This is a genomic window from Marinobacter halodurans, assembly GCF_004327985.1.
Taxonomy (GTDB): Bacteria; Pseudomonadota; Gammaproteobacteria; order Pseudomonadales; family Oleiphilaceae; genus Marinobacter_A; species Marinobacter_A halodurans.
In genome coordinates, this window is record NZ_SJDL01000003.1 from 156,749 (window position 1) to 177,382 (window position 20,634).

The 20,634-nt window shown below is 64.4% G+C and carries 21 protein-coding genes; 11 read left to right on the plus strand and 10 right to left on the minus strand.

The window, feature by feature from the left end; genetic code table 11:
- Positions 1-16 precede the first annotated feature (16 nt).
- The 5 genes from trpD to rpe form a co-directional block, all read right to left on the minus strand.
- Complete coding sequence (gene trpD, locus EZI54_RS03060) at positions 17-1,045, minus strand: anthranilate phosphoribosyltransferase (protein WP_131478912.1); 1,029 nt, start codon at positions 1,043-1,045, stop codon at positions 17-19.
- 27 nt (positions 1,046-1,072) lie between these two features.
- Positions 1,073-1,678, minus strand: coding sequence for an aminodeoxychorismate/anthranilate synthase component II (locus EZI54_RS03065; protein WP_131478914.1), 606 nt, complete (start codon positions 1,676-1,678; stop codon positions 1,073-1,075).
- Positions 1,679-1,688: 10 nt separating this feature from the next.
- Complete coding sequence (trpE, locus tag EZI54_RS03070; protein WP_131478916.1) at positions 1,689-3,176, minus strand: anthranilate synthase component I; 1,488 nt, start codon at positions 3,174-3,176, stop codon at positions 1,689-1,691.
- A 237-nt stretch (positions 3,177-3,413) separates the two neighbouring features.
- Positions 3,414-4,097, minus strand: coding sequence for a phosphoglycolate phosphatase (locus EZI54_RS03075; protein WP_131478918.1), 684 nt, complete (start codon positions 4,095-4,097; stop codon positions 3,414-3,416).
- Positions 4,094-4,771 carry a ribulose-phosphate 3-epimerase gene (gene rpe, locus EZI54_RS03080; RefSeq protein ID WP_131478920.1) on the minus strand — a complete coding sequence of 226 codons (678 nt, stop codon included), beginning with the start codon at positions 4,769-4,771 and terminating at the stop codon, positions 4,094-4,096. The genes EZI54_RS03075 and rpe overlap by 4 nt, the downstream gene beginning before the upstream one ends.
- Positions 4,772-4,859: 88 nt before the next feature.
- Between rpe and EZI54_RS03085 the strand changes: the two genes are divergently transcribed.
- Positions 4,860-5,906 carry a DUF3530 family protein gene (locus EZI54_RS03085; RefSeq protein WP_131478922.1) on the plus strand — a complete coding sequence of 349 codons (1,047 nt, stop codon included), beginning with the start codon at positions 4,860-4,862 and terminating at the stop codon, positions 5,904-5,906.
- Between the two features lie 2 nt (positions 5,907-5,908).
- On the opposite strand, the gene EZI54_RS03090 is transcribed toward EZI54_RS03085, so the two are convergent.
- From EZI54_RS03090 to EZI54_RS03100, 3 genes are read right to left on the minus strand one after another with little or no spacing between them, the layout of a single operon-like run.
- Positions 5,909-6,667, minus strand: a complete 759-nt coding sequence (locus EZI54_RS03090; RefSeq protein ID WP_242674327.1) for a DnaJ domain-containing protein — start codon at positions 6,665-6,667, stop codon at positions 5,909-5,911.
- On the minus strand, positions 6,664-7,350 hold the full coding sequence (gene murU / locus EZI54_RS03095) for an N-acetylmuramate alpha-1-phosphate uridylyltransferase MurU (protein WP_131478924.1): 687 nt from the start codon (positions 7,348-7,350) through the stop codon (positions 6,664-6,666). The genes EZI54_RS03090 and murU overlap by 4 nt, the downstream gene beginning before the upstream one ends.
- Before the next feature lie 2 nt (positions 7,351-7,352).
- Positions 7,353-8,369 (minus strand): aminoglycoside phosphotransferase family protein, encoded by a 1,017-nt coding sequence (locus EZI54_RS03100; protein WP_131478926.1) that lies wholly within the window; start codon positions 8,367-8,369, stop codon positions 7,353-7,355.
- Between the two features lie 258 nt (positions 8,370-8,627).
- Between EZI54_RS03100 and EZI54_RS03105 the strand changes: the two genes are divergently transcribed.
- The 10 genes from EZI54_RS03105 (at position 8,628) to EZI54_RS03150 (ending at position 18,343) form a co-directional block, all read left to right on the plus strand.
- Complete coding sequence (locus tag EZI54_RS03105) at positions 8,628-10,958, plus strand: LPS-assembly protein LptD (RefSeq protein WP_242674328.1); 2,331 nt, start codon at positions 8,628-8,630, stop codon at positions 10,956-10,958.
- Between the two features lie 50 nt (positions 10,959-11,008).
- Entirely contained in the window at positions 11,009-12,391 is a 1,383-nt protein-coding gene (locus EZI54_RS03110; protein ID WP_479724281.1) for a peptidylprolyl isomerase, read from the plus strand.
- Positions 12,388-13,389 (plus strand): 4-hydroxythreonine-4-phosphate dehydrogenase PdxA, encoded by a 1,002-nt coding sequence (gene pdxA / locus EZI54_RS03115; RefSeq protein ID WP_131478932.1) that lies wholly within the window; start codon positions 12,388-12,390, stop codon positions 13,387-13,389. The genes EZI54_RS03110 and pdxA overlap by 4 nt, the downstream gene beginning before the upstream one ends.
- A complete protein-coding gene (rsmA, locus tag EZI54_RS03120) occupies positions 13,382-14,188 on the plus strand; it encodes a 16S rRNA (adenine(1518)-N(6)/adenine(1519)-N(6))-dimethyltransferase RsmA (protein ID WP_131478934.1) in 807 nt (268 codons plus the stop codon). Before pdxA ends, rsmA begins: the two co-directional genes overlap by 8 nt.
- A 15-nt stretch (positions 14,189-14,203) precedes the next feature.
- Positions 14,204-15,004, plus strand: coding sequence for a symmetrical bis(5'-nucleosyl)-tetraphosphatase (locus EZI54_RS03125; RefSeq protein WP_131478936.1), 801 nt, complete (start codon positions 14,204-14,206; stop codon positions 15,002-15,004).
- A 7-nt stretch (positions 15,005-15,011) separates the two neighbouring features.
- On the plus strand, positions 15,012-15,422 hold the full coding sequence (locus tag EZI54_RS03130; protein ID WP_207389132.1) for a DUF423 domain-containing protein: 411 nt from the start codon (positions 15,012-15,014) through the stop codon (positions 15,420-15,422).
- The gene (thiS, locus tag EZI54_RS03135; protein WP_131478937.1) at positions 15,400-15,600 is read left to right on the plus strand and encodes a sulfur carrier protein ThiS; all 201 of its coding nucleotides are present in this window, start codon (positions 15,400-15,402) and stop codon (positions 15,598-15,600) included. Before EZI54_RS03130 ends, thiS begins: the two co-directional genes overlap by 23 nt.
- Before the next feature lie 164 nt (positions 15,601-15,764).
- Complete coding sequence (locus tag EZI54_RS03140; protein ID WP_131478939.1) at positions 15,765-16,559, plus strand: thiazole synthase; 795 nt, start codon at positions 15,765-15,767, stop codon at positions 16,557-16,559.
- A 166-nt stretch (positions 16,560-16,725) separates the two neighbouring features.
- Positions 16,726-17,322, plus strand: coding sequence for a nucleoid occlusion factor SlmA (slmA, locus tag EZI54_RS03145; protein ID WP_131478941.1), 597 nt, complete (start codon positions 16,726-16,728; stop codon positions 17,320-17,322).
- A gap of 169 nt (positions 17,323-17,491) precedes the next feature.
- Entirely contained in the window at positions 17,492-18,343 is an 852-nt protein-coding gene (locus EZI54_RS03150; protein WP_131478943.1) for a substrate-binding periplasmic protein, read from the plus strand.
- Here the strand turns inward: EZI54_RS03150 and EZI54_RS03155 are convergent.
- Positions 18,326-19,126 (minus strand): inositol monophosphatase family protein, encoded by an 801-nt coding sequence (locus tag EZI54_RS03155; protein WP_131478945.1) that lies wholly within the window; start codon positions 19,124-19,126, stop codon positions 18,326-18,328. The genes EZI54_RS03150 and EZI54_RS03155 overlap by 18 nt on opposite strands.
- Before the next feature lie 105 nt (positions 19,127-19,231).
- Positions 19,232-20,527 (minus strand): pyridoxal phosphate-dependent aminotransferase, encoded by a 1,296-nt coding sequence (locus tag EZI54_RS03160; protein WP_131478947.1) that lies wholly within the window; start codon positions 20,525-20,527, stop codon positions 19,232-19,234.
- Positions 20,528-20,634: the final 107 nt, after the last annotated feature.

A 20,634-nucleotide genomic window follows, 5' to 3' on the forward strand; every position in this document is an offset into this window, starting at 1 on the left:
CCTGTGCAAATCGGTCTCAGAAACAGTGGGAGAAGTCGGACAGTTCGGTCATCTTGCCCTTGGCCAGGCCGCTGCCGATGGCATCCAGGGCCAGTTCGACGCCTTCCTGCATGGTTTTGGCAATGCCCGAGACGTAAATGGCCGCACCGGCGTTCAGGGCAATCAGGTCCCTTGCCTTGTCGGCATTTTCGCTGTGGCCGATGCCAAAGGCGGCATTGATCAGCTCCAGCGACTCTTCCGAGCTTTCCACGGACAGGCCCAACAGGCTCTGGCTCTTGAGGCCGAAGTCTTCCGGCGAGATGTCGTACTCGGTGATCTCGCCGTTCTTCAGTTCGGCCACATGGGTCTTGTTGGCCAGGCTGATCTCGTCCAGGCCGTCCTTGGAATGGACCACCATGATGTGCTCGCTGCCCAGGCGATTGAGCACTTCGGCCATCGGCCGGCACAGGCGTTCGGTAAACACGCCGATCACCTGGCGTTTGACGCCGGCCGGGTTGGTCATTGGGCCGAGGATGTTGAACATCGTCCGCATGCCCAGTTCCTTGCGCGGGCCCACGGCGTGGCGCATGGCGCTGTGGTGGGCAGGCGCGAACATGAAGCCGACGCCGATCTGTTCAATGCACCGACCAACCTGTTCCGGCGTCATTTCCAGGTTGATGCCCGCCTTTTCCAGCAGATCGGCGCTCCCGCTGCGGGAGGACACTGCCCGGCCCCCGTGTTTGGCGACCGTGCCGCCCGCTGCCGCGACCACAAAAGCCGCGGCAGACGATACGTTGAACAGGTTGGCGCCATCGCCGCCGGTGCCGACGATATCCACCAGATAGTCGGCGTTGATGGTGACCTTGGTGGCCAGTTCGCGCATGACTTCGGTGGCGCCGGTGATCTCGTCGATGGTTTCGCTCTTCATGCGCAGACCCATCATCAGGGCGCCGATCTGGGCATCCGTGGCCTCGCCATTCATCACGATGCGCATCACCGATTTCATTTCCTCGGTGCTCAGGTCCAGGTTCTCGACGATGCGGTTCAGTGCAGCTTTGATATCCATGGCAGTCTCTCTCTGGTCCTTATGCGCTCAGGCCGCTTTGGTCGGGGCCGTGGACGGGATTCGCAGGAAATTGCGCAGCAACTCGTGCCCCTGCTCGGTCATGATGGATTCCGGATGGAACTGGACGCCCTCGATCGGCAGCGTCTTGTGGCGCACGCCCATGATCTCTTCCACCGAGCCATCGCTGTTGCGGGTCCAGGCGGTGACTTCCAGGCAGTCCGGCAGGCTGTCCTTGTCGATCACCAGGCTGTGATAGCGCGTGGCCTCCAGCGGGTTATTCAGGCCGCGGAATACGCCGGTATCCGCATGGAAAACCGGGGACGTCTTGCCGTGCATCACCTGACCGGCGCGGATGACGTTGCCGCCGTAGACCTGGCCAATGGACTGGTGGCCCAGGCAAATGCCCAGGATCGGCAGCTTGCCGGCGAAGTGACGGATCGCCTCCATCGAGATGCCCGCCTCGTTCGGCGTACACGGGCCCGGGGAAATGACCAGGCGCTCCGGGTTCAGCGCCTCGATCTGCCCGACGGTGATCTCGTCGTTGCGGTAAACGTGGACATCCGCACCCAGCTCGGCGAGGTACTGCACCACGTTGTAGGTAAAGGAATCGTAGTTGTCGATCATCAATAACATGGTGCAGCCCTCAGCGGTCGAATTCGTTCAGTGCCATGCCCACCGCGCGGAAAATGGCGCGGCCCTTGTTCATCGTCTCCTTCCATTCGAGACGGGGCACTGAATCGGCGACGATGCCCGCGCCGGCCTGGATGTGCAGGGTGTCGTCCTTGATGACCGCGGTGCGGATGGCGATCGCTGTGTCCATATTACCGTTCCACGACAGGTAGCCGACAGCGCCGCCGTAGACACCGCGCTTTACCGGCTCCAGTTCGTCGATGATCTCCATGGCGCGGATCTTCGGGGCGCCGCTGAGGGTGCCCGCCGGCAGGGTGGCGCGCAGGACATCGATACAGGAGGTGTCCGGCTTCAGTCGGCCGGTGACGTTGGAGACGATGTGCATGACGTGGGAATAGCGTTCCACCGCCATCTTCTCGGTCAGGCGAACGGTGCCGGTTTCCGAGACGCGACCGGCGTCGTTGCGCCCCAGGTCGATCAGCATCAGGTGCTCGGCGATCTCCTTGGGATCGGCCACCAGTTCCGCTTCCAGGGCGCGATCCTCCGCCTCGGTGGCGCCGCGCTTGCGGGTGCCGGCAATCGGACGGACGGTGACCTGCTCGTCTTCGACCCGTGCCAGGATTTCCGGCGAGGACCCGACGATGTGGAAATCCTCCAGATCGAGGAAGTACATGTACGGCGACGGGTTCAACACCCGCAGCGAGCGATACAGGTTCAGCGGCGGCGCGGCAAACGGGATCGACATGCGTTGGGAGATGACGGTCTGCATCACGTCGCCGTCCAGCACGTAGTTCTTGATGGTGTTGACCGCGTCCTTGAAGCGATCCTCGGTGAAACCGGAGACGAAATCCGTCTCGTCGATCTGCGTACCGCGCAGCGCTTCCGGGGTGACCGGGGCGTCCACGGTGCTGTGGTGGAGCTGATCTTCCAGGGCGTCCAGCCGGGCTTCGGCGTCGGCCAGGGCGTTGGCGTCGTTGGGATTGACATGGACGATCAGGTGCAGCTTGCCGCGCAGGTTGTCGAACACCACCACTTCATCGGACACCATCAGCAGGATATCCGGCGTGCCCAGCTTGTCCGGCGGGCAGGTGGCGGCCAGGCGCTTCTCAATGTAGCGCACGGTGTCGTAGCCGAAGTAACCCACCAGACCGCCGTTGAACAGCGGCAGTTCCGGCAGGTCCGGCGAATTGAAACGCGCCTGGTACTGCTCGACGAATGCCAGCGGATCGTCGCTGGTGGTTTCCTCGATCACCTGGCCGTCGCGGGTAATGGTGATGTTGTTGCCTTCGACGCGCAGGATCTCGCGGCAGGGCAGGCCGATGATCGAGTAACGGCCCCATTTCTCACCGCCGGTCACGGATTCGAACAGGTAGGTATACGGGCCGGTCGCCAGCTTGATGTAGGTGCTGAGAGGGGTGTCCAGGTCGGCGAGGACTTCGCGTTGGACAGGGATGCGGTTATAGCCGGCCTGGGCCAGGTCGGCGAATTGTTCGGGCGTCATGCTCTGGTTTCCTGAAATCTGATCTGCTCAATTCCCCACCGGATGCCAACACACAGGGCCCCGTGGAGTCGTTCAGGCAAGCGCGGATCGACGTGCGCTTACCGGGCTGACAATCAGCCGGTGCGCCATCGCCACCATCGAGTTGCGCGTGTGCTGAGCACGTTGCGCGTTTTTGCAGTCAGTTTCAGTCCCCGCACGGCAGGAAGCTCCATCAAGAACGTTCAATCTGCGATGAGGTTACAAAAGCTCCACCAGCGAATCAACCACAATATCGGCGCCCATCTCGTCGATACCGCCGCCGTAGTTGTATCCGTAGCGCACAGCGACCACCGGAACACCGGCGCGCTGGGCGGCTTCGATGTCGTTGATGGAGTCGCCCACCATCAGGGTGCGGCCGGCATCGCCGTCCAGTTGCTCGATGGCATGGTGCAGTTGGGCCGGATCGGGTTTCTTTACCGGCAGCGTGTCGCCACTGATGGCCACGTCGAACCAGTGCGCCAGGTTCATCTTTTCCAGCAGCGGACCGGTGAAGGCCGTCGGCTTGTTGGTCACCACGGCCAGTCGGGCACCCGCCGCTTTGGCCGCTTCAAGGAACGGCTCGACGCCGTCGTAGATGCGCGCCAGGCCGCCGTTCAGGTCGGCATAGGCGTCGAAGAAGCGCTGCTGGGCGGCGTGGAATTCGTCGTCGCTCAGGTGAGGGCCGTTCTCATGGTCGAACCGGCCCGCCAGGGCACGGCGGACGAGCACACCGGCGCCATTGCCCACCCATTGGCGGACTTTTTCAGCGCCCGCCGGCGACCGGCCCAGGCCTTCCAGCATGGCATCGATCGCCGCGGCCAGGTCCGGTGCGCTGTCCACCAGCGTGCCGTCCAGGTCGAACAGGATGGTGTCCGGCCACCGGCCGTTGAAGAGCTGCTTCATACCGAGCGCGCCAGGTTGATCTGCTCGCGCATGGCGTCGATGGTGGTCCTGTAGTCTTCGGTGTTGAAAATCGCGGAACCGGCCACGAACGTGTCGGCACCGGCCGCGGCGATTTCGCGGATGTTGTCCACTTTCACGCCGCCGTCGATTTCCAGGCGGATCGCCTTGCCGCTGGCGTCGATCCGCTGGCGGGCCTCGCGCAGTTTGTCGAGGGTGCCCGGAATGAACTTCTGGCCGCCGAAGCCGGGGTTGACCGACATCAGCAGGATCATGTCGATGCGATCCATGACATGATCGAGGTAGTGCAGCGGGGTGGCCGGATTGAAGACCAGGCCGGCCTGGCAGCCACCGTCCTTGATCAGTTGCAGGGAGCGGTCGATGTGCTCGGACGCTTCCGGGTGGAACGTGATGTAGGTGGCGCCGGCATCAATGAACATGCGGATCAGGTCGTCCACCGGTTTGACCATCAGGTGGGCATCGATGGGGGCGGTCACGCCATGCTTGCGCAGCGCCTCACAGACCATGGGGCCGATGGTCAGGTTGGGAACATAGTGGTTGTCCATCACGTCGAAGTGGACGATGTCGGCCCCGGCGGCCAGGACGTTATCGACTTCCTCGCCCAGTCGGGCAAAATCGGCTGACAGGATCGAGGGGGCGATCAGGTCGGGCAACATGGATTGGTCTCTCTCAAGGATCGTTTTAGTGCGAGCGGAAACGGATTGGTAGTCTATCAGCTTGAACAGGCATATCAGAGGGGTGATTGTGCGTAGGCATATGGTGAACGCGCGTGGGGTTGTGCTGGTCCTGCTCTGGATCATGACGTCGGCGGTCTGGGCCCAGGAGGCCGGGAACGCCGGATCGGCGCCGGACCCGTCGGCGGAGGGAGCTTCTGCCAAGGATGCCGGCGGCGACACGAAGCAGGAGCGCCCCTTTATCTCCACCGGCCAGGACTACGAGGCGCTCGCCGACATGCGTCCGGAGAAAACCGTCTGGCTGGATACCGGTGCCAACGGCCGGGTGGTCGGGCTGCTGGAACAGGAACAGCAGATGCCGGCCCAGGGTGCCGTCCTGATCCTGGCCGACGAGGGGCAGAGTGCGGACGCCGGTCTGGCCGGAGCCCTCAGGGATCCGTTGGCCCGGGACGGCTGGGCCACCATGAGCCTGGGGCTGGAGGCTCCGCCGTACCCACTGGAGCAGGCCCGCCATGAGCGGGATCTGCCGGGCAGTGAACAGCCTGGGCCGGCCGATGCGGCCGGGAAAGGCGAGAGTGGGGCCGCGGATCCGGGCAAGGCCTCCGGCGCGGCGAAACCGGGTGTCGGCGCCGGTTCGATCATCGATGTCCTGTCGAATACGGACCTGAACCAGATGCGCAAGGACTACCAGCACAAAATCGGCGCCCAGATCAACGCCGCCGTAAGCCACCTGCGTGGTATGGGGTACCAGCGGGTCGCGCTTGTGGGCGTGGGCCGGGGAGCGCGGGAAATGGTGAGCCAGGCTCTCAAGGGAAGCGGGGCCGGTCCCGGCGAACCACAGATGCTGGCCTGGATCACGCCCACATTGCAGCCGTCGGATCTGGATGCGGTGGCAAAAGCCAGCGCCGGTCAACTGCGGATTCTGGACCTGCGCTCCAGTCTCGCGAAAACGGAGTCCATGCACGACCAGCGGGCGGTGATCCGCCGTGGCGGTTTTCAGGGGTACCAGCAGCAGCGGGTGGCCATGGCGCGTCACCCGGGGCGGGACGATGCGGGGCTGGTGGCCGGTCGGGTCAGCAGCTGGCTGAAACAGACCCTCGAGCCGGCGTCGGAGTAGCACTACCGACGGCGGGCCCGCTCCCGCTTCTTGATGATCTCCCATGCCTGCTGGTAACGCAGCAGGCGATCCTTGGCCCTGGCGTATTCATCGTCGCTCAGGCCCGATCCCAGTTTGTCCGGGTGGCATTCCGACACCCGCCGCCGGTAGGCCTGCTTGATGTCCTTCAGGCTGGCCCGGGCATGAACCCCGAGGAGTTTGCAGGCGTCGTCGTAGGAGGTTGGGGCCGGCCTGAGTTCCGGACGCGAGCGCCGGGTGTGGCTGGCGTAACTGTTCAGCACGATTTCCATGGCGTCCACCGGAAGCCCGGTCCGGTCCACCGCATCTTCACAGCGATAGCGCCGCTGTTTGCTGGGCGTTCCTTCAATCTGGGTGGCGTGGCACAGGCAGAACATCACCACCAGTGCCGGTTCCGGATTGAGGGTGTTGTGCAGGCGCATTCGCAGTCCCCGCGAGCCGGGCAGTTCCTCCATGTCCTTGCCCCGCTGGAAGGCCCGGATCGCTCGTTGTCGCTGCCCGGGTGAGAGCTGCAGGGCGCGCATCAGGCTCTCGGCAAAGCGGATCTGCTGCTCGGTCACCCGACCGTCCGCCTTGGCCACGTACCCCAGGAAGAAGAACAGGTGCTTCCGTGCCCAGCCGGGCAGGGAGGTGCGTTCCAGCAGCTTGGTGGCCTCGTGGTTGCTGGCGCTGAGGACGCTGAAGAGCGTGTTGAAGCTGCGCTCCAGGCGACCGGACAGACCGGATGGCGCGGCCTCGCTCACGACGGCGCTCCTCCGTCCTGCCGCAACTGCCGGTCCAGGCTGGCCAGCCGTTCCGGCGTGCCGATGTCCTGCCACTCGCCCCGGTGATGCACGCCCGCGACCCGGTCGTTCGCCATGGCTTCCCGCAGCAACGGCGCCAGCTTGCGATAGCCGGGCTCAAGGTGCTCGAACAGGCTGCGATGGAGCAGGCTGATGCCGCTGAACGTCAGGCGTGGATCGCCGCTGTCGGTGACCCGGCCGGTTGCGGTCAGGTGAAAGTCGCCGTCGGGATGTTGGGGCGGGTTGTCGGTGAGCACCAGGACGGCCTGGTCGTTGACCGACGGTTCCAGGCTGCCCAGGTCGAAATCGCACCAGATATCGCTGTTGACCACCAGGAACCAGTCGTCATCCCCGGTGAGCCAGGGCAGGGCCTGACGGATACCGCCGGCGGTTTCCAGGGGCTCGGGTTCCGGCGAGTAGTGGATGTGCACGCCGTATTGCCGACCGTCACCGAGCGCCGTCTGCAGTTTGTCGCCCAGCCAGGAGGGGTTGATCACCAGTTCGCGGAAGCCGGCGCCTGCCAGCTTCCCGATCTGGTGTTCGATCAGGGCCTTGCCGCCGGCCTGGAGTAGCGGTTTCGGGGTTTCCAGGGTCAGCGGCCGCATCCGCTCGCCCTTGCCGGCGGCGAGGATCATGGCTTTCATGGTCAGGCCACCTGTGGTTCCAGCAGCGGAATCACCCGGGTGGCCAGCCACTCGTGGAAATGACGCAGCGCCGGCTGGCGATGACTGGCCTCCAGCAGGTAGTTGACGGTTCGCGGGATGTCATCGAGGTAGCGCCGCTTGCCGTCACGGATGGCCAGGCGGGCGAAGATGCCGGAAGCCTTCAGGTGGCGCTGCATGCCCATCAGCTCCACCCACTGGCGGAAGGTGTCCCGATCCGCCTGGTGCAGGCCGGCGTTGCGGGTCATCTGCCGGAAATCCTCGACCCAGCGGTCGATCTTCTCTTCCGGCCAGCGGATGTAACAGTCCTTGACCAGCGACACGAGGTCATAGGTGACCGGGCCGCGAACCGCGTCCTGGAAATCGATAATGCCCAGATCCGCGTTGTCGCCCAGCACCAGCAGGTTGCGGGAATGGTAGTCGCGATGGACCGGCACTTCCGGTTGAGCCAGGGCTGCTTCCTTGAGCAGGGCAAAGGTGGTGTCCAGCAGGCAGTGTTCCTGGTCGGTCAGTTCCAGCGCCAGGTGCTGCTCCAGCAACCAGTCGCGGAACAGGGCCATTTCCCGGTCGAGTAGGGCGGCGTCGTAGGGCGGCAGTGGGTAGTCCGCCGGCTCGGCGGTGGCCTGGATATGACTCAGGGCGCCCAGGGCCAGACCGTACAGGTGATCCACGTTGTCGTCGTTCAGGTGGTCCAGCAGCAGCTCGTCGCCGAAGTCCTCCAGCAGCAGGAACCCCTGCTCCCGGTTTTCGGCATGGATGGCCGGTACGTGGATGCCTTCGGCGTGCCACTGGCGGGCGATGGCCACGAAGGGGCCCACGTCCTCCTTGCCCGGCGGCGCGTCCATGACGATGAACGGGCGCGGAGCACCGGCATCGGGCTGGCCGAGCACCCGGAAGTAACGACGGAAACTGGCGTCACCGGAAACGGTCTCAGGGTGAGCCTGGGTGAAGCCGGGCTGCTGGCGTACCCAGTCGGTCAAAGCGGTGAGTCTGCTGTCCATGAAAGTCGTCTTGTTGATTGGAAAGGGCCCGCCACACGACCTCTGAGGACGCGGGGCTCAATCTCCGGAAAATATCAGAAGGCCGGGTTGGCGGCAAAAGGATGAAGCGTCTGTTTTGCCCGCCCGTTGCCGCTTGCGTCGTTAACAAGGCTGCCCCGGGCGTGTAAACTACCGGCGGCCTTCTAGACAGTACGGGATCCGATTATCGTGCCATTGCACCGTTCCTCCAAATCGCACCTTCGCAATAGCAGTGGCCCGTTGTGGATTGGTATCGCCGCCGTGCTGGCTTCATCTTCACAGGCGCAAGCCCAGAGCGCCGCGGAAATCGACTGGCGTCCCCGCAGCGAACTGCCCGAATCCCGACTGGCGACCCTGCCGCCGGCCTGCAGCGGAGCCTATGTCCAGCCGGATTTCGGGGGCGGGGCCTCGCCCCTGCTCGGGACCGGTACCAACAATACCGACCTGCCCATCCAGGCCAGCGGCCTGAATGCCCGCTATGAGATGGATACCCGGATGACCCTGGAAGGCAACGTCAAACTGCGCCAGGGCACCTTCTCGGCCAGCGGCAGCCGTGCCGAGTATGACCAGTCCACGGGCGAAATGACGCTGAACGGACCGATGGTGAGCCGGGGGCAGGGTTTCCTGCTGACCGGGGACAAGGCCCACTACGATGCCAACAGCGGTGAGTTGCAGGTGAATTCGGCGACGTTCCTGATTCACCAGGCGGAGATGCGTGGCAGTGCTGACTTCCTGTCGCGCCCGTCGGAGAACATCGTCGATATCCGGGATGGCCGGCTGACCACCTGCTCGCCGGAGAGCAACGCCTGGGCGATCGTCGCGTCGGACATCGAACTGGACCGGGCCGAGGGTTTCGGCTCGGCGACGCACGTGCGCCTCGAAGTGGAGGACATCCCGGTCTTCTACTGGCCCTACATCACGTTCCCGATCGACAACCGCCGCAAGACGGGGTTCCTGTACCCGACCTTCGGCACGTCCAACACCGGCAGCGGCATGTTCCTGTCGGTGCCGTATTACCTGAACCTGGCGCCCAACTACGACGCCACGCTGACGCCGCAATACATCAACGGCCGCGGTCTGTTCACCGAGGCCGAAGGCCGTTATCTCAGCCAGTACGGCCAGTCGGTCCTGCAGCTCGGGTATATCGGCAACGATCAGTACTTCAGGGATGAGAACCCGGGGGAAGGCGGCGAACGCTGGGGCCTGGATTTCACCAGTCGCGCCAACTTCGGCGCCGGCTGGAACGGTTACGCGGACTACTCGGTGGTCTCGGACAACGACTACCTGAGCGACCTCAACCGTTCGCTGGATATCAACGAGGCCACGCACCTGACGCGCCGGGCCGGCGTCCGCTACAACAGCCGGAACCAGTATTTCGAAAGCTACGTCTACGGCTACCAGACCATCAAGGACAGCATCAGCGACGCCCAGAAACCCTACGCCCAGTTGCCTGAAATCCTGTACGGCGCCGACACCGAGTGGGGCGTCGCCCAGGCGGCCGTGGAATCCCAGTACACCTACTTCTACCGGGACAATGGCAACCTGACGGGCATCGACAGGGCCAACGGCCACCGGCTGCGGGTAGCTCCGGAACTGGCCCTGGATTTCCGGGAAGTCTGGGGCTACTCGCGCCCGTCGGTCACGCTGGATTTCACCGAGTACCAGCTGGAAGACTACAACCTGCGTGACGACGACCGGTTCAGCCGTTCCATCCCCATCTACGAGTGGGACAACGGGCTCTACTTCGACCGCCGCGACACGCTGTTCGACATCCCCTACAACCAGACCCTCGAGCCGCGGCTATACTACGTCTATTCCGATTACGAAGACCAGAGCACTATCCCCGACTTCGACTCCGGCCTGAAGGATTTCAGCTTCGACTCGCTGTTTTCGCCCAACCGCTTCAGCGGCGGCGACCGGGTCGCCGACAACAATCGCCTGACGGCCGCGGTGACGACGCGGTTCAACGACCTCAACACCGGTCTGGAGCGCGCCCGCTTCAGCATCGGCCAGGTCTATTACTACGACGACCGGCGGGTGAGCCTGAACGGCCAGGGCGCCGATACGCGCAGCGATTCGCCGCTGGCGGGCGAGGCGGTGGTACGGCCGACGGAAACCCTCGACCTGCGGGTGTCCGGGCTGTGGGACCCCCGCGAGCAGCGCACCGAAGAGGGCCGCAGCCAACTGGTCTACCACTCGCCGGATTACCGTTATCTGGCGACCTTCGGGCACACCTACGATCGCGATGATTTCGAACAGATGGATATCGGCGCGGTTTTTCCTGTCACAGACAACATCAGTCTGATCGGCCGCTGGCTGTATGACGCCGAATCGGACCGTACCGCCGGTTCCCTGGCCGGTTTCGAGTACACCGACTGCTGCTGGAGCTTCCAACTGGTCAGCCAGAGCTACCTGACGAGTGACCGCGAACTTGACCACCGTATCCTGTTCCAGATCCAGCTGAAGGGGCTGGGCGGCAGCGGCGGTTCCAGCGAGCGCATCTCCGACGCCATCTACGGATTTAGCGAACGCGAGAAACGGATCTTCGGTCAGAACGGTTCAACCTATTGAAATCAGTCTGAGCCGGCCCGTATGGACCGGTTCGCCATTTGACAACTGAGGTGATTATGAAGGCATCCCTGCGCCTGTGCGCACGTGTCATGGCCCTGCTGATGCTGGCGGTGGCCGCCCAGAATGCACTGGCTGAGCGCAAGCCGCTGGACCGCGTCATCGCCATCGTCGATGACAGCGTGATCCTGCAGTCCGAGCTGGACAGCCGGGTGCGCACCGTCAAGGCCCGGCTCAACGCCCAGGGCACTAGCCTGCCGCCCCAGAACGTGCTGGAGAAACGGGTGCTGGATCAACTGATCCAGGATTCCATCCAGTTGCAGATGGCAGACAAGATGGGGATGCGGATCAGCGACAACGAGCTGAACGACACCATGCAGAGCATCGCCAAGCGCAACGGCTACACGCTGGCGCAGTTCGAGGACGCCCTGGCCAGCGAAGGGCTCACCTATCGCGAAGCACGGGAACAGATCCGCCGCGAGATGCTCATCAGCCGGGTGCAGCAGCGTCGCGTGGACAACCGGGTACGGGTCACCAAGCGGGAAGTGGACAACTTCCTCCAGGCCCAGGCCGGTCGTGAGAAGAGCGGCGAGGAATACCTGCTGGGCAACATCCTCGTTGCGGTGGACGACTTCAACAACAGCGAAGAAGTGGACGCGGCCCAGGCCAAGGCCGAGAAACTGCGCCAGGAAATCGCCAACGGTACCGACTTCAAGCAGGTGGCCGTGGCCGAGTCCGACGGCTCCAACGCGCTGGACGGCGGTGTCCTGGGCTGGCGCACCGAAAACCAGCTGCCGTCGCTGGTGGTCGACGTGGTTCCCGAGCTGAAGGTCGGCGAGCCTTCCAAGGTCCTGCGCAGTGGCAGCGGCTTTCACATCGTGACCGTGCTGGACAAGCGCGGTGGCGATAACGGCAAGCTCGTCGAACAGTCCAAGGTGCGTCATATCCTGATCCGCCCGAGCGACGCACGGACCGATGCCCAGGCCCAGAAGCTGATCAACGAGATTTACGACAAGCTCAAGGACGGCGCCGACTTCGCCGCGCTGGCCAAGGAATATTCGGACGACAGCGTATCCGGTTCGGACGGCGGCAACCTGGGCTGGGTCAGCCCGGGGGAGATGGTGCCGGCGTTCGAGCAGGCCATGAAGGAAGCGAAGGTCGGCGAGCTGAAAGGGCCTTTCCGGTCCCGGTTCGGCTGGCATATCCTGCAGGTTCAGGATCGCCGCCAGAAGGACATCGGCGATCAGTTGAAAGAGAACGAGGCCCGACAGGTCCTTTACCGCCGCAAGTACGAGGTGGAACTGCAGAACTGGCTGCGCGAGATTCGTGAAGAGGCCTATGTCGACATCAAGGGCGAGGATGGCGACAAGTCCCAGGCCAAGGGCAGCGGTAGCGACCAGACGGGCGACAATCCGGAGGGTACCGACGCATCATGACCCAGCCACTGACCCTGGCCCTGACTGCCGGCGAGCCGGCGGGGATCGGTCCCGACCTGTGCCTGCAACTGGCGCAGGAAACGCGGGATGCCGGTGTCGTTGTGGTTGCCGATCGGGAGCTGCTCCGGTCCCGGGCGGCGACACTGGGCCTGGATGTGGCTTTACTGGACTGGCGGCCGGGTGAGCCGGCGGAGACGGACGCCGGTCGTCTGTCCGTGCTGACCGTGCCGGGCCTGCAGACCCGCGAGGCCGGCCAACTGGATGCGGCCAACAGCCGCTATGTCCTGGCCACCCTGGAAACCGCGGCCCGCGGCTGTCTCGACGGCACCTTCGACGGCATGGTCACCGCGCCGGTGCACAAGGGCGTGATCAACGATGCCGGCATCGCCTTCAGCGGCCACACGGAATTCCTGCAGGCGCTTTGCGGTGTGGAGCGCGTGGTGATGATGCTCGCGACCGAAGGCCTGCGGGTCGCGCTGGTGACCACCCACTTGCCCCTGAAAGACGTCTCGGCGGCGATCACACCCGAACGCCTGGGCCAGGTCGCGCGAATCCTCGACCACGACCTGAAAACCTTCTTCGGCGTGGCCGAACCCCGCATCCTGGTGGCCGGGCTGAATCCGCACGCGGGCGAGGGCGGTCACCTGGGCCGGGAGGAAATCGAGGTGATCGAGCCCACGCTGGACAGGCTGCGTGGCGAAGGCCTCCGCCTGACCGGCCCGCTGCCGGCCGACACCCTGTTTACGCCGCACTGGCTGGCAGACGCCGATGCGGTGCTGGCCATGTACCACGACCAGGGCCTGCCGGTGCTCAAGTTCAAGGGCTTCGGCAATGCCGTGAACGTGACGCTGGGGCTGCCCATCGTGCGTACCTCCGTCGATCATGGCACCGCCCTGGACCTGGCCGGCAAGGGCAGTGCCGATGCCGGTAGCCTGCACACCGCCATAATTACCGCAATCAAGATGGCGCGTTGTCGCCGGGGTACCGCTCATGTCTAAACCCGCCGGCCACCAGGCCCGCAAACGCTTTGGCCAGAACTTCCTGCACGATCCCGGCGTGATCGAACGCATCGTGCGGGCGATCCACCCGCAACCGGACGACGTGTTGGTGGAAATCGGTCCGGGCCTGGGGGCGCTGACCGAAGAACTGCTGGCGGCCAATCCGTCCCTGCAGGTGGTGGAGCTGGACCGGGACCTGATCCCGATCCTGCGCACCAAGTTTTTCAATTACCCCGATTTCCGCATCCATGAAGCGGATGCGTTGCGTTTCGATTTTGCGCAACTGGCCCGGGACAAACCCCTGCGGATCGTGGGTAACCTGCCCTACAATATTTCCACGCCGCTGATCTTCCACCTGCTTGAGCAGGCGGGCGTGGTGCAGGACATGCACTTCATGCTGCAGAAGGAAGTGGTCCAGCGCCTGGCGGCGACCGCAGGCGACAACCACTATGGCCGCTTGGGGATCATGGCCCAGTATTTCTGCCAGGTGCAGCCGCTGTTTGAGGTCGGCCCGGGGGCCTTCCGGCCGGCGCCGAAAGTCGACTCGGCCATCGTCCGGCTGGTGCCCCACAAGATGCTGCCGTTTCCGGCCAAGGACCTGAACCTGCTACAGTCTGTGGTGCGAACGGCCTTCAACGCACGGCGCAAGACCCTGCGCAAGGCCCTGGGCAGCCTGATTAGTGCGGATGACCTGCGCGCGCTCGATATTGACGATGGCCTGCGCCCGGAGAACCTGACCCTGCAGGAGTACGTCCGCATTGCCGACTTCCTGGCCGGTCCGGTTGTGCATCGAGAGTAATGGATTCCTAGTCCCATGACCGATTACGCCGTAGGTGACATCCAGGGTTGCTACGACCGTTTGCAGGATGTCCTCGATATTGTCGATTTCTCGCCCTCCCGGGACCGTCTGTGGGTGGCGGGTGACCTGATCAACCGCGGGCCGTCGTCGCTGGCGACCCTGCGCTTCATCGAGAGCCTGGGCAGTTCCGCCCGGGTGGTGTTGGGTAATCATGACCTGCACCTGCTGGCTGTGGCCCTGGGCGGCCATGCGGTCAAGCGCAAGGATACCCTGCAGGAAATCCTCGATGCCGAGGACGTCGACTACCTGATCGGCTGGCTGCGCCGCCAGAACCTGGCGATTTATGATGCGGATCGGGACCTGTTCATGAGTCATGCCGGGCTGCCGCATATCTGGTCGGTGGACGAGGCCCTGGGTTACAGCCGGGAGCTGGAGGCCGTGCTGCAGGGCGGCGACGCCGAAGGCTATTTCCGCGAGATGTACGGCAACGAGCCGGCGGGCTGGCAGCCGGGACTAACCGGAATGGACCGCTGGCGGGTGATTACCAACTATTTCACCCGCATGCGCTTTATCGCCGAAGATGGCCGGCTGGACCTGGCCACCAAGGATTCGGCCAGCAATGGCCCGGAGGGTTTTGCGCCCTGGTTCCAGTTTCCGCGTCAGGACCAGACCCGGGTCATCTTTGGCCACTGGGCCGCGCTGGAAGGACGCACCGGCGTCGATCGTTACATTGCGCTGGACACCGGCTGCGTCTGGGGCGGTAAGCTGACGCTGATGAATCTGGACAGTGGGGAACGCGTGCACTGTGACTGCTGAGCGCGGCGTGATTCGCTGGATCCTGCTGGCCGGTGCCCTGTTTGCACTGACCGGCGTCATGGCGGGCGCCTTTGGGGCCCATGGCTTGCGCCACGTGGTTTCCCCTAGGAGCCTGGAAGTCTTCCAGACCGGCGTGACCTACCAGATGTACCACGCCCTGGCCCTGCTGGCGGTTGCCACCCTGAGCGGGCTGGGGCTGGCGCGCCGCTGGCTGACGGCCGCGGCCGGCTTTTTCGTGGCCGGCATCCTGCTGTTCAGCGGCAGCCTGTACGGCCTGGTGCTGCTGGAACTGAAGGCATTGGGGCCTGTCACGCCCATTGGGGGGCTGTGTTTCATGATTGGCTGGATCTGTCTGGTGATCGCAGCCGTCAAACGTCATCCGGAGAGTGAACATCGTGCTGATTCAACTGAACGGTGAATCCCGCGAACTGGCCGAGGCTGCGACCGTCGCCAGCCTGATCGACGAGCTGGGCCTGGCCGGCCGGCGCCTGGCGGTCGAGGTCAACGAAGACATCGTGCCGCGCAGTCGTCACGGCGAGCTTCGGCTGCAGGCCGGTGACCGGGTCGAAGTGGTGCATGCCATCGGCGGCGGCTGACGCCCCGGGCTGCCCGTACCGCAGCATCCTTTTTGTTCGTGTGACACCCATTGTTCGTGTGATACCTATTGTTCGTGTGATACCTATTGTTTGTGTGATACCTATTGTTTGTGTGATACCCACGTCAGGCGGGGCGCTGGCCCCGCTGCTGCCAGGAATCAACTATGACCGAGCCGAAACAGGACAAACCATTGATCGTCGCCGGACGCACCTACCAGTCCCGTCTGCTGGTGGGCACCGGCAAATACAAGGATCTGGAAGAGACCGGCCGGGCCATCGAGGCCAGCGGCGCGGAGATCGTGACCGTCGCCGTGCGCCGCACCAACATCGGCCAGAACCCGGACGAGCCCAACCTGCTGGATGTGGTGTCGCCGGATCGCTACACCATCCTGCCCAACACCGCCGGCTGTTTTACCGCCAGGGATGCCGTGCGCACCTGCCGCCTGGCCCGTGAGCTTCTGGACGGCCACAACCTGGTGAAGCTGGAAGTACTGGGCGAGGAAAAGACGCTCTATCCCAACATGCCGGCCACACTGGAAGCTGCCGAAACCCTCATCAACGACGGTTTCGAGGTGATGGTGTACACCAGTGACGACCCGCTGCTGGCCAAGCGCCTGGAGGAAATGGGTTGTGTCGCGGTGATGCCGCTGGGCGCGCCGATTGGCTCCGGGCTGGGCATCCAGAACCGCTACAACATCCGTATGATCGTGGAGAACGCCGAGGTGCCGATCCTGGTGGATGCCGGCGTGGGCGCCGCCTCCGATGCGACCATCGCCATGGAACTGGGCTGCGACGGTGTGCTGATGAACACCGCCATCGCCCAGGCCGGTGACCCGATCCGTATGGCCCGGGCCATGAAGCTGGCGATCGAATCCGGTCGCGAGGCCTGGCTGGCCGGCCGTATGCCGCGGCGCGCCTATGCCAGTGCGTCGTCGCCCATCGACGGCACGTTCTTTTAAGGCATATCGAACGAAAAAGAGGAGCCCCGGAGGCTCCCGTTGTGAAGAACACAGAACCGCATCCATGCGGTCACCCAGGGGCAGCGCTGGTCCCTGAAAGACCCGGGTCCGCCGGCCCTGTGCCGGTAGGTCCCGAGAAACCATCTTTCGGAGCTGGAATTACCGAATGACTGACAAGACACCGAGCCGCCGCGAGCGGATCCTGCACACTCTGGCGGAAATGCTGGAGACCGACCCCGACGCGCGGATAACCACGGCGGCGCTGGCGCGCTCCGTGGGTGTGACCGAAGCCGCGCTGTACCGGCATTTTCCCAGCAAGCGGAAGATGTTCGAGGGCCTGATCGAGTTTGTGGAGGAAACGGTGTTTACCCGCTGCCAGCTTATTCTCCGGGAAGAGGAGGATGCCCGCAGCCGTCTGCGCAAGCTGGCCCAACTGGTGCTGGTGTTCGCCCAGCGCAACCCGGGACTGTGTCGGGTGCTCACCGGCGACGCCCTGGTGGGTGAGGATCCCGGGCTGCGGCATCGCGTATCCCAGTTCTTCGAACGCCTGGAAACCCAGGCGCGGCAGGTCATCAAGGAAGGGGAAATCCGTCAGGGGCTGCGACCGGCAACCAGTTCCGCGCGCACCGCGGAGTGGTACACCACCCTGATCGAAGGCCGCATCCAGCGGTTTACCCGGTCTTCCTTCCAGCATCGTCCGGATGCGCATTTCGACGAATTCTGGGAAGCGCTTGCGTTGGGGATCTGGCGCACAGCAGAATAGGACTTTCATAACAACAAGATTGGGGCGGCGAGCGCCCCGACTTCCAGGCGTGGTGCGGGGACTGTTGTGGCGAGCACAAGGCAACAGGCCCTGAGGACCCGGAAGCAGTTGCCGGCAGGGCCGGTACCGGTGCAATCGCGTGATGGTCTAAACCAGGCGATGAATCAGGATGTCTCTATACAGATCGGTGTGTTCCGGCGTGCTGGCGTTTCTGGCGGCCACTATCGTTCCCCTGTCCGCCTGTGCCGCGGATGCGGATCCCGCGGGGCATCCCGCCATCGAGATCGCCACCGGCGACTGGCAACCGTACGTCGACTCGTCGCTGCCTGACTTCGGCCCCATGGGCCATGTCATCAAGCTGGCCTTTGCCCGGGCCGGCTACGACGTCAAGTTCCACGTCTATCCCTGGACCCGCAACGCCCAGTTCGTCGCCACCGGCGAACAGGATGCGATGATGCCCTATTACTGTTCCGCTGCCCGGGCCCGGAAATACCTCTGCAGCCTGCCCATCGTCGATGGCGAGCAGGTGTTTTTCTATCGGCGCGGGGAGGATTTCGCCTGGGACAGCATGGCCGACCTGCATGGCCTCACCATCGGCGCCACCCTGGGTTACTTCTACGGCCGACCGTTCGAGCAGGCGGAAAAGTCCGGGCAGATCACCGTCAAGCGGATCGCCGAGGACGCCGGCAACATTCGCCTGCTGGCCCATGGTCGGATCGACCTCTACCCGCAGGACCGGGCCGTCGGCTACGGCATGATCCGCGCGGTGCTGCCCAGGGATCAGTGGGGGCTGATCACCCACGACCCGCACCCGCTGCATCGCAAGTCCCTGCACCTGCTGTTCAGTCGCAAGACCGGCCGCGGCGAAACCCTGATGGTCCATTTCAACACCCAGCTCAAGGCGATGCGCGAAAGTGGCGAGCTCGATCAGCTGCTGGAGCCCATCTACGAGGACCAGCGGGCCGTTCATCGGGCCCGCTCAGCCAGCGTCGGCGACGAGGACTCAGGCGCTGCCGAGTAATGCCTGCAGTCGGTCGAACAGGGCCGGGGCGCAGATCAGCAGATCCTTGGGCCAGAGATCCTCGGGGTAACCCGCCGGTACCGGCGTGAAGTGTCCGCAACGGGCACCGGCTTCCAGGGCGATGACCCGGGCCGCCGCAAAATCCCAGGGGCTGACCGTCTCGTAGTAGACATCCAGCCGCCCCGCCGCCACCCAGCAGATGTCCAGCGCCGCCGAGCCGATACGCCGCAGGTCGCGGCAGTGATGGAGCATGACGTCCAGCCGCCGTACCAGCGGCGCCAGTTCGTCCTTGCCGTAGGGAAAACCGGTGGCGAACAGGGCCTGCCGCGGGTTGTCGGCTTCGCTGTTGTGGATGGCCTCGCCGTTCAGGGTGGCGCCCTGGCCCAGCACGGCGCGGAAGGTCTCGCCGGCAAACGGCGCGTGGACTACGCCCACCTGCACAGCCCCCTGATCCGCAAAGGCGATGGAGACCGCCACCTGGGGGTGGCCATAGGCGTAGTTCACCGTGCCGTCGATGGGATCGACGATCCACAGCGGGCTGTCCAGGTTTTCCGCCTGGGTCCGGTCGGGAGACGCTTCCTCGGACAGGATGCGATGGTCGGGGAAACGCGTGCGGATGGCCCGGGCAATCAGCTCATCGGCCATGACATCGGCGTGGGTGACCAGTTCGGTCTGGGCCTTGTAGTCGGTCCGCAGGCGGTTTTCCTCGCGCTCACGGACGATCAACTCGCCCGCTTCGCGGGCAATCTGTTCGGCAAAGCCGGCAATCTCGGTCAGGGACACGGGCTGTCCTTTTGGGTCGCGGATGGGAAGGCATCAGGATGCCTGTTTGTCGATGCCGAGGCAATGCGTGGCCGGGTCCGAATGGCGCCGGGCCCGGCCGGGCGATCAGAGGGCCTTGAGCCACTTCTCCAGCTTGTCCATGGCCAGGGTCAGGCGCGGGCAGGCCTGGTTGACGAAGGCGTCGTCCAGGGGCGTGTCGGCATAGTCGCTGGCCGCGAGCGCCAGGGCTTCACTGCCGTCGAAGTCCACGAACGCCAGGCGCGCGCTGAGCTTGTCCGGTACGAAACCGAAGTCGCTGGCCGGCAGGATGGCGATGCCGGTGTCTTCCAGCAGCGCCGTGCACAGGGCCGGGCTGGTCTTGATGTCGCGGCGGGCCAGGGCATCCTGGTAGTCGACGAAATCGGGGAACAGGTAGAAGCCACCCTGGGGCCGCTGGCTCCAGATGCCCATCTCCTCCAGCCGCCGGTGCAGGTACTCACCGATCACTTTCAGGACACGCCGGGAGTTGTGCAGGTACAGGTCGATGTCCTCGCCGCCGTTGAAGGCCGTGATCGCCGCATACTGGATGGGGGCGCTGGTGGCGGTATAGGTTTCACTGGCAATGATCGCCATGGCGTCCTGCAACGGACGCAACTCCTGCGGGAATACGAAACAGCCCAGGCGCCAGCCGCCGGCGCCGGCCCATTTGCTCAGACCGGTACTGATGATGGTGCCTTCCGGGTAGTAGCGGGCGATGGACTTGTGCTGGCCTTCGAAATGCACTTCGCCGTAGATTTCGTCCGACAGCAGGATCAGGTTGTACTTGCGGGCCACGTTGGCCAGTGCCAGCAGCTGGTCGTCGGTGTAGGTGCAGCCGGTCGGGTTGGACGGGTAGTTGAGGATCAGGATGCGCGGCCGGGTCGGGTCGTCGCGGCAGATAATGTCCAGTTCCTCGGCGGTCAGCTGCCAGTTATTCTCGGCGTGGGTCGGCAGCCAGTGTACGGAGCGGCCGATGATACGGGCCTGCGGTGCGTAGGACACCCAGCTCGGGCGCGGGATCAGCAGGTCGCCGTAGTAGGCCAGTTGCAGGATGAACAGCAGCTCCTTGGAGCCCGGACCAATCAGCACGTCTTCCCAGGTGGAGCGCATGTTCTGGCTGCGGTTGATGTAGCCGGAGATGGATTGACGCAGGGCCTTGAGCCCCTTGACCGGCAGGTAGTCCTTCTCGAAGGCGTGCTCGCGCAGCGCTTCGGTCACCCGTTCGGGGACGGGAAACGGGGACTGGCCCAGACCGAGTTTGATGATGTCGCGCCCTTCCTGGCGGAGTTGGTTGCTCAGCTCGTTGATGCGCAGGGTGGCGGACGGCTGGATGCCGCGTACGTTCAGGTTGATGGCATAACGGTGGTCGGTTTGTATGTCCATGGCTCCGGTCTACGTTGGGGAGTGATTCCGGTGGAATCTCCGAACAGGCACCTCGTGTCGTGCCTGTTCGGCGGTTCCCAACTCCAGTATAGGAAATCGCCCTCCGG

What these genes read in the sequence shown, in the direction of transcription:
- trpD (WP_131478912.1), bottom strand. Translation starts at nt 1,045, where the DNA reads ATGGATATCAAAGCTGCACTGAACCGCATCGTCGAGAACCTGGACCTG.
- EZI54_RS03065 (WP_131478914.1), bottom strand. Translation starts at nt 1,678, where the DNA reads ATGTTATTGATGATCGACAACTACGATTCCTTTACCTACAACGTGGTG.
- trpE (WP_131478916.1), bottom strand. Translation starts at nt 3,176, where the DNA reads ATGACGCCCGAACAATTCGCCGACCTGGCCCAGGCCGGCTATAACCGC.
- EZI54_RS03075 (WP_131478918.1), bottom strand. Translation starts at nt 4,097, where the DNA reads ATGAAGCAGCTCTTCAACGGCCGGTGGCCGGACACCATCCTGTTCGAC.
- rpe (WP_131478920.1), bottom strand. Translation starts at nt 4,771, where the DNA reads ATGTTGCCCGACCTGATCGCCCCCTCGATCCTGTCAGCCGATTTTGCC.
- murU (WP_131478924.1), bottom strand. Translation starts at nt 7,350, where the DNA reads ATGAAAGCCATGATCCTCGCCGCCGGCAAGGGCGAGCGGATGCGGCCG.
- EZI54_RS03100 (WP_131478926.1), bottom strand. Translation starts at nt 8,369, where the DNA reads ATGGACAGCAGACTCACCGCTTTGACCGACTGGGTACGCCAGCAGCCC.
- pdxA (WP_131478932.1), top strand. Translation starts at nt 12,388, where the DNA reads ATGACCCAGCCACTGACCCTGGCCCTGACTGCCGGCGAGCCGGCGGGG.
- rsmA (WP_131478934.1), top strand. Translation starts at nt 13,382, where the DNA reads ATGTCTAAACCCGCCGGCCACCAGGCCCGCAAACGCTTTGGCCAGAAC.
- EZI54_RS03125 (WP_131478936.1), top strand. Translation starts at nt 14,204, where the DNA reads ATGACCGATTACGCCGTAGGTGACATCCAGGGTTGCTACGACCGTTTG.
- EZI54_RS03140 (WP_131478939.1), top strand. Translation starts at nt 15,765, where the DNA reads ATGACCGAGCCGAAACAGGACAAACCATTGATCGTCGCCGGACGCACC.
- slmA (WP_131478941.1), top strand. Translation starts at nt 16,726, where the DNA reads ATGACTGACAAGACACCGAGCCGCCGCGAGCGGATCCTGCACACTCTG.
- EZI54_RS03150 (WP_131478943.1), top strand. Translation starts at nt 17,492, where the DNA reads ATGTCTCTATACAGATCGGTGTGTTCCGGCGTGCTGGCGTTTCTGGCG.
- EZI54_RS03160 (WP_131478947.1), bottom strand. Translation starts at nt 20,527, where the DNA reads ATGGACATACAAACCGACCACCGTTATGCCATCAACCTGAACGTACGC.